14 protein-coding genes are annotated in these 13,525 nt (G+C 61.2%); 10 read left to right on the forward strand and 4 right to left on the reverse strand.

Annotation, left to right across the window (positions count from 1 at the left end; all coding sequences use genetic code 11):
• The first annotated feature begins 25 nt into the window (after positions 1-25).
• The 10 genes from SB725_RS21655 (at position 26) to SB725_RS21700 (ending at position 11,008) form a co-directional block, all read left to right on the forward strand.
• On the forward strand, positions 26-742 hold the full coding sequence (locus tag SB725_RS21655; protein WP_027924052.1) for a FadR/GntR family transcriptional regulator: 717 nt from the start codon (positions 26-28) through the stop codon (positions 740-742).
• Between the two features lie 132 nt (positions 743-874).
• Positions 875-1,750, forward strand: coding sequence for an SMP-30/gluconolactonase/LRE family protein (locus SB725_RS21660; RefSeq protein WP_027924053.1), 876 nt, complete (start codon positions 875-877; stop codon positions 1,748-1,750).
• 195 nt (positions 1,751-1,945) lie between these two features.
• A complete protein-coding gene (locus SB725_RS21665) occupies positions 1,946-2,764 on the forward strand; it encodes an SDR family oxidoreductase (RefSeq protein ID WP_410922570.1) in 819 nt (272 codons plus the stop codon).
• A gap of 123 nt (positions 2,765-2,887) precedes the next feature.
• Positions 2,888-3,892, forward strand: coding sequence for a substrate-binding domain-containing protein (locus SB725_RS21670; protein ID WP_027924055.1), 1,005 nt, complete (start codon positions 2,888-2,890; stop codon positions 3,890-3,892).
• Positions 3,893-3,955: 63 nt separating this feature from the next.
• Positions 3,956-5,500: an L-arabinose ABC transporter ATP-binding protein AraG gene (gene araG / locus SB725_RS21675; protein WP_027924056.1), complete on the forward strand. Its 1,545-nt coding sequence runs from the start codon at positions 3,956-3,958 to the stop codon at positions 5,498-5,500.
• Between the two features lie 12 nt (positions 5,501-5,512).
• Positions 5,513-6,481, forward strand: coding sequence for an L-arabinose ABC transporter permease AraH (araH, locus tag SB725_RS21680; RefSeq protein WP_410922571.1), 969 nt, complete (start codon positions 5,513-5,515; stop codon positions 6,479-6,481).
• A 222-nt stretch (positions 6,482-6,703) separates the two neighbouring features.
• Positions 6,704-7,417 (forward strand): GntR family transcriptional regulator, encoded by a 714-nt coding sequence (locus SB725_RS21685; protein WP_027924058.1) that lies wholly within the window; start codon positions 6,704-6,706, stop codon positions 7,415-7,417.
• On the forward strand, positions 7,414-8,412 hold the full coding sequence (locus SB725_RS21690; protein WP_027924059.1) for an ADP-ribosylglycohydrolase family protein: 999 nt from the start codon (positions 7,414-7,416) through the stop codon (positions 8,410-8,412). The genes SB725_RS21685 and SB725_RS21690 overlap by 4 nt, the downstream gene beginning before the upstream one ends.
• Positions 8,413-8,631: 219 nt before the next feature.
• Positions 8,632-10,098 (forward strand): purine-cytosine permease family protein, encoded by a 1,467-nt coding sequence (locus SB725_RS21695; protein WP_194940684.1) that lies wholly within the window; start codon positions 8,632-8,634, stop codon positions 10,096-10,098.
• Positions 10,091-11,008 (forward strand): PfkB family carbohydrate kinase, encoded by a 918-nt coding sequence (locus tag SB725_RS21700; RefSeq protein ID WP_194940685.1) that lies wholly within the window; start codon positions 10,091-10,093, stop codon positions 11,006-11,008. Before SB725_RS21695 ends, SB725_RS21700 begins: the two co-directional genes overlap by 8 nt.
• 131 nt (positions 11,009-11,139) lie before the next feature.
• Here the strand turns inward: SB725_RS21700 and SB725_RS21705 are convergent, their stop codons facing one another.
• The 4 genes from SB725_RS21705 to SB725_RS21720 all read right to left on the reverse strand — a co-directional run bounded on the left by SB725_RS21705 (position 11,140) and on the right by SB725_RS21720 (position 13,472).
• Positions 11,140-11,520, reverse strand: coding sequence for a termination factor Rho (locus SB725_RS21705; protein ID WP_059182348.1), 381 nt, complete (start codon positions 11,518-11,520; stop codon positions 11,140-11,142).
• Positions 11,521-11,545: 25 nt separating this feature from the next.
• Positions 11,546-11,800, reverse strand: coding sequence for a hypothetical protein (locus SB725_RS21710; RefSeq protein WP_027924063.1), 255 nt, complete (start codon positions 11,798-11,800; stop codon positions 11,546-11,548).
• A gap of 44 nt (positions 11,801-11,844) precedes the next feature.
• Entirely contained in the window at positions 11,845-12,183 is a 339-nt protein-coding gene (locus tag SB725_RS21715; protein WP_027924064.1) for a hypothetical protein, read from the reverse strand.
• 83 nt (positions 12,184-12,266) lie between these two features.
• The gene (locus SB725_RS21720; RefSeq protein ID WP_410922572.1) at positions 12,267-13,472 is read right to left on the reverse strand and encodes an MFS transporter; all 1,206 of its coding nucleotides are present in this window, start codon (positions 13,470-13,472) and stop codon (positions 12,267-12,269) included.
• Between the last annotated feature and the right edge of the window lie 53 nt (positions 13,473-13,525).

Raw genomic sequence — 13,525 nt, forward strand, 5'->3', positions numbered from 1 at the left:
CATCGCGCGCGGTCTTGAGGTTTCCATGTCCAGCAGTTTTCACGCCTCAACGGTCGATTGGCTGGGTTGCTGGATTGCCGCTGGCGAGGTCAAGCCCGGCGAAACCCTCAAGGTCGAAGCCGACCTGGGCGAGCAGCTGGGTGTCAGCCGCACGGTCATCCGTGAAGCGATCAAGACACTGGTCGCCAAAGGCATGCTTGAAGTCGGGCCGAAAGTCGGTACGCGGGTGCTGCCGGTGCGGCGCTGGAACCTCTTCGATCCGCAAGTCGTCGGCTGGCTGTCACGCAGTGGTTTGCCGGAAAACTTCGTCGACGACTTGCTCGACCTGCGCCGCACCATCGAGCCGATGGCCGTGCGCTGGGCCTGTGAACGGGCGACGGTCGAGCAAGTGCAGGCCATCCTCCTGGCCTACAACGCGCTGGAGCGGGCCGTGGACAGTGGCGTCGATTACAACCGCGCCGACCGGGTATTCCACGAGTGCATCCTCGCCGCCAGCCACAACCAATTCATCGAACAAATGGTCCCGGCGCTCGGCGCGCTGCTGGCGGTGTCATTCGAAGTCTCTGCCGCCGACCCCGACGAACTGCGGCGTACGCTGCCCATCCACAAAGACATGGCCGACGCCATCGCCGCCCGCGACGCCGCGCGCGGGGTGTGGGCGTGCATGACCCTGATCGATAACGCAGACCTGGCGATCAAACGCTTCTACCCCCAAGTCGTGGCCGACAAAAGAACCGGCTGACTACTAAAGAACCCATGTGGGACCGAGCCTGCTCGCGAAAGCGTCGGCACACCCGACATAGATGTCACAGACACACCGCTATCGCGAGCAAGCTCGCTCACACCTAAAAACAAGAACAAGGCAGGAGGTTTCATGACGTTGAATGCGCTGACCCAGCACCGGGCGCGGCTTGGCGAAGGCCCGTTCTGGGATGCCCCGACACAGGCGCTGTACTGGGTCGACATCGCCGGCAAACAAGCCCTCCGGTTAATCGGCGCCAACGTCCAGATTTGGCAAATGCCGGAACACATCTCCGCCTTCATTCCGTGTGAAAGCGGCGATGCGCTGGTCGCGTTGAGCAGCGGCGTCTATCGTCTGGACCTCGACTCCCCGGGCCTTGAACCACGACTGACCTTGCTCTGCATGGCCGACCCGCAACCCGGCAACCGCCCCAACGAGGCCCGTTGCGATGCGCAGGGGCGGCTCTGGCTCGGCACCATGCAGAACAACATCGGCGAAAACGGCGAAGACTTGCCGGTCACCCGTCGCTCCGGTGGCCTGTTCCGTATCGACCGCGATGCCCGGGTTACGCCGTTGCTTCGCGGACTGGGAATTCCCAACACGCTGCTGTGGAGCGAAGACGCCACCACTCTGTTTTTCGCTGACAGCCTCGACGCCACGCTGTACCGCTACTTCATCCACGCCGACGGCAATCTGGACACCGCTTATGTCTGGTTCGGTCCCGACAAGCGTGGGGTCCCCGACGGCTCGGCCATGGATGCCGAAGGTTACATCTGGAACGCCCGCTGGGATGGCAGTTGCCTGATAAGACTGACCCCGGACGGACACGTCGATCGAATCATCGAACTGCCTGTCAGCCGTCCCACCAGTTGCGTATTCGGTGGCGAAGACCTGAAAACCCTGTACATCACCAGCGCGGCGAGCCCGCTCAACCATCCGCTGGACGGGGCGGTGTTGTCGCTTCGAGTAAATGTGGCCGGGAAACCTTGTACGCGCTTTGCTGGATAAATCCCAAAATATGGGATGTAAAATTATATATTGAGATTATTTGCCGGGCAGGTTTATAGTCGGCCATCAGTTACACGCACTCACACTTAAAAAAACAAAACAGGTGAAGTGATGCAGCGATTTTCCAGACAGTCTTTTGACCGGACATCGACAGATGCCCGGTTTTTGTCGTGCCCGCAAAAGGAGTCTTGATTCATGGCTGAACCTCTTTCCTTGCCAGCGGTGCCGGAGCCGCCCAAAGGCGAGCGCCTGAAGAACAAGGTGGTGTTGCTGACCGGCGCTGCCCAGGGCATCGGCGAGGCCATCGTCGCGACGTTCGCGGCCCAGCAGGCCAAGCTGATCATCAGCGATATCCAGGCTGAGAAAGTCGAGAAAGTCGCGGCGCATTGGCGTGAACAGGGTGCGGACGTGGTCGCGATCAAGGCTGACGTTTCGCACCAGCAAGACCTGCACGCCATGGCCAGGGTGGCGATTGATCTGCACGGCCGCATCGACGTCCTGGTCAACTGCGCCGGGGTCAATGTGTTCCGTGATCCGCTGGAAATGACCGAGGAAGATTGGCGTCGCTGCTTCGCCATCGACCTCGACGGCGCCTGGTATGGCTGCAAGGCTGTGCTGCCGCAAATGATCGAGCAGGGCATCGGCAGCATCATCAACATTGCGTCGACCCATTCCAGCCACATCATTCCGGGCTGTTTCCCGTACCCGGTGGCCAAGCACGGTTTGCTCGGCCTGACCCGTGCACTGGGCATCGAATACGCGGCCAACGGCATTCGCGTCAACGCCATCGCGCCGGGCTACATCGAAACCCAATTGAACGTGGATTACTGGAACGGGTTTGCCGACCCGCATGCCGAGCGTCAACGCGCCCTGGACTTGCATCCGCCGCGTCGCATCGGTCAACCGATGGAAGTGGCCATGACCGCCGTGTTCCTGGCCAGCGATGAAGCGCCGTTCATCAATGCCTCGTGCATCACCATCGATGGTGGGCGCTCGGTGATGTACCACGACTGAATAGAACCGCTTTCAGGCGCGGAACTCCGTCTGAAAGCCAATCATCATACGATATGACTATTAGCTTCAAAGTGTTCACCGGCTTTCAAATAACGCTCAAAAAAAATAACAAGGAGTCAGCTTATGAATCGTCGTCGCGGGATCCGTTCCCTGTGCTGTGCCGCTCTGGCGGTCACCGCGGTTAGCCTGAGCAGTACGCTGCTGGCAGCCGAGGAAGTAAAGATTGGTTTTCTGGTCAAGCAAGCGGAGGAGCCTTGGTTCCAGACCGAGTGGGCCTTCGCTGAAAAGGCCGGTAAAGACAAAGGCTTCACCGTTATCAAGATCGCTGTGCCGGACGGCGAGAAAACCCTGTCTGCCATCGACAGTCTTGCGGCCAACGGCGCCAAGGGTTTTGTGATCTGCCCGCCGGACGTCGGCCTCGGCCCGGCCATCGTGGCCAAGGCCAAGGCCAATGGTTTGAAAGTGATGGCGGTCGATGACCGTTTTGTCGATGCCAGCGGTAAGTTCATGGAAGACGTGCCTTACCTCGGCATGGCCGCCTTTGAAGTCGGCCAGAAACAGGGCGCGGCGATGGCCACCGAAGCGAAGAAACGCGGTTGGGACTGGAAAGACACCTACGCGGTGATCAACACGTTCAACGAACTCGACACTGGCAAGAAGCGCACCGACGGTTCGGTCAAGGCGCTGGAAGACGCGGGCTTCCCGAAAGACCACATTCTCTTCACGGCGCAGAAAACCCTCGACGTCCCGGGCAGCATGGACGCCACCAACTCTGCATTGGTGAAACTGCCGAGTGGCGCGAAAAACCTGATCATCGGCGGCATGAACGACAACACGGTGCTGGGCGGCGTGCGCGCTACCGAAACCGCCGGTTTTGCAGCGGCCAACGTCATCGGCATCGGCATTAACGGTACGGATGCTATCGGCGAACTGAAAAAGCCCAATAGCGGCTTCTTTGGCTCGATGCTGCCAAGCCCGCACATCGAAGGCTACAACACCGCCAGCATGATGTTTGACTGGGTCACCACCGGCAAAGAACCACCGAAATTCACCGCCATGGACGACGTGACGCTGATCACGCGCGAGAACTTCAAGCAGGAACTGGAAAAGATCGGCCTCTGGAACTGAGGCGCGGTTGATTTCAACGACGGCCCTGGCGACGGGGCCGTCTGATCTGTGAAGAGGTGGTTTATGCACGCGCAAGTACAGACACATGAGCACAGCGTCGGCGGCAGCCTGCGCTTCAACGGGATCGGCAAGACCTTTCCCGGCGTGAAGGCGCTGGATGGCATCAGCTTCGTCGCGCACCCGGGGCAGGTTCACGCCTTGATGGGCGAGAACGGTGCCGGCAAATCGACCCTGCTGAAAATCCTCGGTGGCGCCTACACGCCGAGCAGCGGCGACCTGCAGATCGGCGAACAGACGATGGCGTTCAAATCCACCGCCGACAGCATCGCCAGCCGCGTCGCGGTGATCCATCAGGAATTGCACCTGGTGCCGGAAATGACCGTGGCGGAGAACCTGTTCCTCGGGCACCTGCCGGCCAGTTTCGGCCTGATCAATCGTGGCGCCTTGCGCCAACAGGCGTTGGCTTGCCTCAAAGGCCTGGCCGATGAAATCGACCCGCAAGAAAAAGTCGGGCGCTTGTCCCTCGGGCAGCGGCAACTGGTGGAAATCGCCAAGGCGTTGTCCCGTGGCGCGCATGTGATTGCGTTCGACGAACCGACCAGCAGCCTGTCGGCACGCGAGATCGACCGCTTGATGGCGATCATCGGACGCCTGCGCGACGAAGGCAAAGTGGTGCTCTACGTCTCCCATCGCATGGAAGAAGTGTTCCGCATCTGCAACGCGGTGACAGTGTTCAAGGACGGCCGCTATGTGCGCACCTTCGAGGACATGAGCGAACTGACCCACGACCAACTAGTGACGTGCATGGTCGGTCGCGACATTCAGGACATCTACGATTACCGCGCTCGGCAACGTGGCGCGGTGGCGCTGAAGGTCGATGGCCTGCTCGGCCCCGGCTTGCGCGAGCCGGTGAGTTTCGAGGCACACAAAGGCGAGATTCTCGGGTTGTTCGGGCTGGTCGGTGCCGGGCGCACCGAGCTGTTCCGCCTGCTCAGCGGGCTGGAACGCAATACGGCCGGACGCCTGGAACTGCGCGGCCATGAACTGAAACTGCGCTCACCTCGCGATGCGATTGCGGCCGGGATTCTGCTGTGCCCCGAGGACCGCAAGAAGGAGGGCATCATCCCGCTCGCCAGTGTCGCCGAGAACATCAACATCAGTGCTCGCGGCGCGCATTCCACCTTTGGCTGCCTGTTGCGTGGCCTGTGGGAAAAGGGCAATGCCGACAAACATATCAAGGCGCTGAAGGTGAAGACGCCCAGCGCTGAACAGAAAATCATGTACCTGTCCGGCGGCAATCAGCAGAAGGCCATTCTCGGTCGCTGGCTGTCGATGCCGATGAAAGTCCTGTTGCTCGACGAACCGACACGCGGCATCGACATCGGCGCCAAGGCGGAGATCTACCAGATCATCCATAACCTCGCCGAAAGCGGCATCGCGGTGATCGTGGTGTCCAGCGACCTGATGGAAGTGATGGGTATTTCCGACCGCATTCTGGTGCTCTGCGAAGGCGCGATGCGCGGCGAGTTGTCTCGCGCCGAGGCCAATGAATCCAACCTGCTGCAACTGGCTTTGCCACGCCAACGCGCTGACGACGTGGCGAACTGAGAGGTGACTATGATGACAATCCAAAACAACGCGCTGCCTACCGAGCGCAAACCCTTGGACCTGCGACGCTTTCTCGATGACTGGGTGATGCTGCTGGCAGCCGTCGGGATCTTCGTGCTCTGCACGTTACTGATCGACAACTTCCTCTCGCCACTGAACATGCGCGGCCTGGGCCTGGCGATTTCCACCACCGGCATCGCCGCGTGCACCATGTTGTATTGCCTGGCATCCGGGCATTTTGACTTGTCCGTGGGCTCGGTGATTGCCTGTGCCGGTGTGGTTGCGGCGGTGGTCATGCGCGACACCGACAGCGTCTTTCTTGGGGTGACGGCAGCACTGTTCATGGGCCTGATTGTCGGGCTGATCAACGGGATCGTGATTGCCAAGCTGCGGGTCAACGCGTTGATCACCACGCTGGCGACCATGCAGATTGTTCGCGGTCTGGCTTACATCTTTGCCAATGGCAAAGCGGTCGGCGTCTCGCAAGAACAGTTCTTCGTCTTCGGCAATGGCCAGTTGTTTGGCGTGCCGGTGCCGATCCTGATCACCATCGTCTGCTTCCTGTTTTTCGGCTGGCTGCTGAACTACACCACCTACGGGCGCAACACCATGGCCATCGGCGGCAACCAGGAAGCGGCGTTGCTGGCCGGGGTCAACGTTGACCGGACCAAGATCCTCATCTTCGCCGTGCATGGCGTGATTGGCGCGTTGGCCGGGGTGATCCTGGCGTCGCGCATGACCTCCGGGCAGCCGATGATTGGCCAGGGTTTTGAGCTGACGGTGATCTCGGCTTGCGTGCTGGGCGGGGTGTCGTTGAGCGGCGGGATCGGCATGATCCGGCATGTAATTGCCGGGGTGTTGATTCTGGCGATTATTGAAAATGCGATGAACCTGAAGAACATCGATACGTTTTACCAGTATGTGATTCGTGGATCGATCCTGTTGTTGGCGGTCGTCATCGACCGACTCAAACAACGCTGAGACTCGTGCTGTCTTAGCTGACGCCATCGCGGGCAAGCCACGCTCCCACAGGTCATGTGTCGTGCACGGATTATGCGACTGACACATAACCGGTGGGAGCGTGGCTTGCCCGCGATGGCGGTGTATCTGAATCACCCCTCTATCGCGTACAACCGCGTCCTCCCGTCACTTTCCTGAAATATCCCTTGCCCGCACGGACCCGTTTCGGCTATTTCTTTGTACATGATTAGACAGGTACGATTTGACAAGAAACAACGGGTGGTCGACGAACTCATCCGGCGCATTGAAAGCGGCCTCATGGAGGACGGCTTTCTGCTGCCGGGCGAGCATCAGTTGGCTCAAGAATTCAAAGTCAGCCGAGGGACGCTGCGTGAAGCACTCGCCGAGTTGAAACGGCGCAACTACATTGCGACGCAAAGTGGTGTCGGTTCCATCGTCACCTTCGACGGTGTGGTGCTCGATCAGCGCAGCGGCTGGGCCCAGGCGCTGGCCGACAGCGGAGCGTTGATCAATACCGAAGTGCTGCGCCTGGAAGCGGTGACGCGTCCGGACCTGTTGCCGCGTTTCGGCACCGACCAATTCATCACCCTCGACCGGCGCCGCCGCTCCAACAACGGCACGCTGGTCTCCCTCGAACGCTCATTGATGCCCGCGACCGGTGGCCTGGAAAGCCTGCCGCGCGTTGGTCTGATCGACAATTCACTGACCATCACCCTGGCCGCCTACGGCTACATCGGCGAACGCGGCGATCAATGGATCGGCGCCGAACCCCTGAATGCCGAAGACGCCGAATTGCTGGGGCGTCCGGTGGGCACCGTATTCCTCAAGGCGCTGCGGACCACCTACGACCGGCAAAACCGCTTCATGGAGCAAGTCGAAAGTCTGCTCGATCCCGTACATTTTCGCCTGCACCTGCAATTTGGAACCCCGAAATGACTGCGCTCAATCGTGCCCTGGGCGCGTTCTACGGACTGGCCCTGGGCGATGCGCTGGGCATGCCGACCCAGTCCCTGAGCCGCGCCGAAATCAAGGCGCGCTTCGGCGAAATCACCGATCTGGAAGACGCCGGCCCCGATCAACCGATCGCCGCCAACATGCCCAAGGGCTCGATCACCGACGACACCGAACAGGCGATTCTGGTCGGTCAGTTGCTGATTGAGGGTGAGGGACGGATCGAGCCGACGGTGCTCGCGCAGCGGCTGATCGAATGGGAAGCCGAGATGCAGGCCAAGGGCTCGCAGGACTTGCTCGGGCCTTCGACCAAGCGGGCGATCGAGATGATCCTCGCCGGTCATTCGCCGGAAGAAGCGGGGCGTTACGGCACCACCAATGGCGCAGCGATGCGCATCACGCCGGTCGGCATTGCGGCGGATGTCGCCGACCCGGAGCGTTTCATCAAAGCGGTGGTGCAGGCGTGTCAGGTCACCCACAACACCACGCTGGGCATCTCCAGCGCGGCGGCGGTGGCGGCGGTGATTTCTGCCGGGATCAATGGCATGGATTTGGGCGAAGCGCTGAACCTCGGCCAGCAGATCGCGCAGCAAGCCGAAGGTCGTGGTCACTGGGTGGCGGGCGGACGGATTGCCTCGCGCATCAGTTGGGCACGCAGCATTAGTGTCGACAGCGACAAGGCGCTGCTGGCGGACGTGATGTACGACGTGATTGGCACCTCGGTGGCCTCGCAGGAATCGGTGGTGGTCTCGTTTGCCCTGGCGCAGCAAGTGGCCATTGGCGAGATGAGTGCCTTTGAAGCGGTGTGCATGGCTGCGGGACTGGGCGGTGACACCGATACCATGGCGGCGATTCTCGGCGCGATGCTGGGGGCTTGCCTGGGCCTTGAGAGTTGGCCGGTGGCGATGATCGACAAGGTCAAAGCGGTTAATGGCCTTGAATTGGAACCGTTGGTGCAAGGGCTTTTGGCTTTGCGTTGACCGGGCTGACGCCTTCGCAAGCAAGCCCGCTCCCACAGGTAAAGTGCAAACCTTGAGGTACACACTGTCCCTGTGGGAGCGGGCTTGCCCGCGATAGGCGCGCCCCTTGTTTGAATTTTTCACCGCAATGGATCGCACTGACTTGGCCAGGACAGCCGGGCTGTAGTTGTCGTCTTCCGTCATTGCCCATAATCACAACAAGGCAACAGGAGTATTTCCATGAGTTCATCAACCGCCGGGCAAAGTGCCGGGCAACTGGAAACGCGCGGCATCGAACCGGTGCCGGAAGCGGAGTGCAACGGGCATCCGCTGCAACTGTTCTGGGTCTGGTTCGCCGCCAACATTTCCATCCTCGGCCTGCCGTTGGGCGCCACGCTGGTGGCGTTTCGTGGCTTGGCGATCTGGCAGGCAATCATCGTTGCGATCCTCGGCGCTGCCGGTTCGTTCGCGGTGGTCGGGATTATCTCCATCGCCGGTCGGCGTGGCCGCGCACCGAGCCTGACCCTGTCGCGAGCCATCTTCGGCGTACGGGGCAATATCGGCCCGACCCTGGTTTCGCTGATGTCGCGCCTGGGCTGGGAAACCGTCAACACCACCACTGCCGCGTTCGTGTTGCTGTCGCTGTGCTCGATCCTGTTCGGATCGCCCGTAGAAGCCAAAAGCGCGCCGGTTCTGACGTTGCTGTTTATCGCGATTTTCGTGTTGCTGACGTTGTCGGTGTCCGGCCTCGGTCACGCCACGCTGCTGGTGATTCAGAAGTGGGCGACCTACGTGTTCGGCGCGCTGAACATTGTGGTCGGCGGTTTCCTCTGCGCCACCATCGACTGGAGCGCCGTGTTCAACGCCACACCTGCACCGTTGAGCGCCATGATCATCGGCGTCGGCACCATGGCCGCCGGCACCGGGATCGGTTGGGCCAACGCCGGTGCCGACATGTCGCGCTACCAGCATCGCAGTGTCAAAGCCGTGCGCCTGGTGGCGTCGGCAGCGTTCGGTGCGGGGATTCCACTGGTGTTGCTCATCACTCTCGGCGGCCTGTTGTCGGTGGGTAACAATGACCTGGCTTCCGCCACTGACCCGATCATCGCGATCCGCGACATGCTGCCGACCTGGATGGCCGTGCCGTACCTGATCACCGCGTTCGGCGGCTTGCTGCTGTCGAATAACCTGTCGGTGTATTCGGCTGGCCTGACCACGTTGACCCTCGGTTTGAAGGTCAAGCGTGTGTACGCGGTGGTAGTGGATATCGTCGCGATCTTCGCCGGTTCGATCTACTTCATGCTGATCGCCGACAGCTTCTACGGTCCGTTCATCACCTTCATTTCCTTGCTGGCAGTGCCGATCACCGCGTGGGTCGGGATCTTCGTCGTCGACCTGATTCACCGTCATTACTACAGCCCCAAAGACCTGCTGGACGTCAGCCCGAGCAGCGCTTACTGGTACAGCGGTGGTATCGAATGGCGCGCCTTCGGTGCATGGGCCGTGGCGATCGTGTTGGGCTTCAGCTTTACCACCATCGGCACCACCGAACAGACGGTGTGGTTCCGTGGTTTCCTGTCCGACTCGTGGCTGGGCCATAACGGCCTGGGCTGGATCGTCACGTTCCTGGTGGCCGGCGGGATTTATTTTGTACTCGGTGGCGCCAAGGATCGCCGCGCCGCCATGACTGAGAATGCTCATGCCTAATTTGTTGCACACCGGCCAGGTCATCATCGACCTGGTCATGGCCGTGGATAAATTGCCTCAAACCGGCGGCGACGTGCTGGCGAAGTCCGCCAGTTTCGAAGCCGGCGGCGGCTTCAATGTGATGGCTGCAGCCCAGCGTAATGGCTTGCCCGTGGTCTACCTCGGGCGCCATGGCACCGGGCGTTTCGGCGATCTGGCGCGTGAGGCGATGCAGGCGGAAGGCATTCGGATCGGCATCGCCCAACCCGCAGACCGGGACACGGGTTTGTGCGTGGCGGTGACGGATGCCTCGGCCGAACGCAGTTTCATTTCCTACATCGGCGCCGAAGGCGAACTGACCGCCGAGGACCTGGCCAGCGTGCCGGCCGAGGCGGGCGACTATGTCTACGTCAGTGGCTACAGCCTGCTGCAGGTCGGCAAGGCGAAGGCGCTGGTGGATTGGGTGCTGGATTTGCCGAAAGGCATCAACGTGGTGTTCGATCCGGGGCCGTTGGTGGATTCACCGGATGAGCCGTTGATGAAAGCCTTGCTGGCGCGCATCGATATCTGGACCAGCAACAGCGTTGAGGTGCTGCGATTTACCGGTGCATCGGATATTGCCCAGGCGTTGGATCTTTTGGGCGATCACCTGCCCGCCGAGGTGTTGATGGTGGTGCGCGATGGGCCGCAAGGGTGTTGGATCAGCCAGCGTGGCGAGCGTCAGCATGTGCCGGGTTTCAGGGTGACGGCGGTGGACAGCAACGGGGCGGGCGATGCGCATGCCGGGGTGTTTGTGGCCGGGTTGGCGCATGGATTGTCGGCGGTTGAGGCGGCGCGCCGGGCGAATGCCGCGGCGGCGTTGGCGGTCACTCGGTGGGGGCCGGCGACTTCGCCGGGGAGTGCTGAGGTGGATGCTTTAATCAATCCGTAAGATTGATGGTGTCTGAACGATAGCCTTCGCGAGCAGGCTTGCTCCTACCGTTGATCTGCGTCGTGCACTGATCCTATGTGGGAGCGAGCCTGCTCGCGAAGGGGCCAGTCAATTCACCGCAGATTCTGAATTTACCCAGCCTTGCGCAACGCCTCAATCAACGCCTGCTTGCGCATCCCGGACCGCCCGGGAATCTGCTTCGCTCGAGCCTCTTTCATCAGGCTATCAACCGTCTGCGTATCCCGCGAAGCCTTGCTGTTACGCGAATGGCCTTCACGGGTCGCCACCGCCCGCCGCGATGATTCCTTGCGATCCTCGGACTTGGCACTGGCCGGTTTCTTGCGCCCGGAACCCCCGGCGCGTTCACCGCCACCCGACTGCTTGTTCACCGTGGCCCAGGCGCGGGCCTCGGCTTCATCCTTGGACACACCTTTGTGTTCATAGCTTTCTTCGATGTGCTCGGCCTTGCGCTTTTGCTCGGCGGTGTATTTGTCTTTGCTTCCACGAGGCATGGGATCTCTCCTGGCTTCAGAGTGTTCAGATTTCCAGTTTGCGTGCCGCTTCAACCCCGGCGCAACTGAGCTTGATCGGCAGGTTCAGCGAGTGCTCACCCGCTTCGTTGCACGTCACGTGGCCGTGTTGAATCAGCCCTCGGTCCTGCAGGGCGGCGAGGGTGCTGGCCACGACTTTCTCCCCGCGATAATTGTCCAGGACCTCCTTGCCCAAGCCACTTGGGTGGGCGTGCAGCAGGCGGATCAGGACTTCTTTTTCCAGGTTGTTATCGTCGTTCATGCTTACCTCTGGATGGTGGTGGAGAGGTTGCTCGCGGCGGCGAGCTATTGATTGGCGGCCCCTTCGGAACCCGAGCCGCCGGTGGTGGTTTTCGAGCCGATGCCACTGCCGGCGTTATCGGGTGTGCGCGTGTCGGGCAGATTCAGCCCGCCTTGACGGCCGGCGTCGTTGCCCTGAGTCCGTGGGTCAGTGCCCGTGGAGGGCGGCAGGCTGTTGTCGATGCCGGAGCCGTTGGTGTTCATGCCGGGTGCGCTTTGGATGGCGGGCGCTTTCGGGCCCTCGACCGGGTTGGTGGGGCCGGTTCCTTCAGCGAGTGTCGCGGCGAATGCGGCAGAGGACAGCAGCGTGGTGAGGGCGAGGGCGGTCAACCTGGACATGAACATGGCATCGTCTCCGTTTAATAGAGTCCTTACCTGATGTTGGTCCGCCCGGGATTTGCATTGGTGCCTGAGGAGCGACGAACGGTCTAGGCTGGCTGCACGGCTTTAGCCGGCGCAAACCGACGCCAGATCAACCGGCCCACGGTGATCAGCCAGTTCAGGACAGCCACGGCCAACACGGTCAGGAGCAGCGTCGGCATCCCGTGTTCAACGATGATTGTCCCCGCCAGCAAAGGAAATCCAAACACACCGATGAAGTAGGCGAGGCTGAACAACAGCAAGGCTTGTGAGGTCGTGCCGTGCGGCGCTTCGTTGGCCGCCAGGCCATTGATCACCGAATAGGTCAGCCCGTATCCGACACCGAGCATCACCGCCGCCAGTACATAGCTGACCCCGCTGTCGACCACGAAACCAAACACCACAATCGAGCCCATCATCAGGCCCGACAACAGGCAGGAGGCGCGGAACGGGTCACGCTTGACCACGATGCCTGCGATCAACATGCGGCTGCTGATCGCCGCGCCCATGAAGCCGAAAAAGAACAGTGAGTAGTCCAGCGAACGGGATGCGGCGTAACTGGTCTGGAAGCTCGACAGACCGCCGAACACACAACCGCCGAGACCGACCATGATGATCGGGAACACAGCTTTGGACGACAGCACTTGAGCCGTTGCGCGCCAGGAAATCCGTGCGACCGAGGTGGCAGGCGCGGGCGCTTTCTTGAGCTGTGCATCCAGTCGCCAGAACAGTAAAACGCCGATCAGGCTGGCCAGTGCGGCGAGGTAAAACGCGGCGGTCACCGGATAACCGAGGGCGCTGGCGGCACGGCCCAGCAACGGGCCGCTGCCAATCCCGGTCATCATGCTGCCCGACAGCAACGCAAAGTATTTGGCGCGTTGGGCCGACGTCACCAGGCTGGCCACGATGATCGGCCCGAGGGTGTAGAACACGCCCCAACCCAGCCCCAGCAACAGTCCGAAAAACAGCAGCAGGTTGCCGAAGCCCGGGGTCAAGGCGAAGCCGAGACTGGCCGCCACCAGCAACACGCCAAACACGGCAATCGACCGCGCAGCACCGAGCCAGTCAGACAAATGCCCGGAGACGATCACCGCCGCAAAGGTGCTGAGCATGGCCGCCGAAATCACGCTGCCGGCATCGTGTTCATTGCCGCCGCGTGAGCCGATCAGCAACGACAGTAAAAACGTTGCGCCATAGGACAGCGACAGCAAATAGCTGGCGAGGCAAAACAGACCGAACAACCGGCTGGAGACTGGGGGTGTTGCGCTGGACATGACGCGGTTCCTTGACCCGATAGACGTGAGCGTTATCTATCTATCACGGAGGG

It is taken from the genome of Pseudomonas sp. SIMBA_041 (assembly GCF_046535095.1).
GTDB lineage: Bacteria > Pseudomonadota > Gammaproteobacteria > Pseudomonadales > Pseudomonadaceae > Aquipseudomonas > Aquipseudomonas mucoides.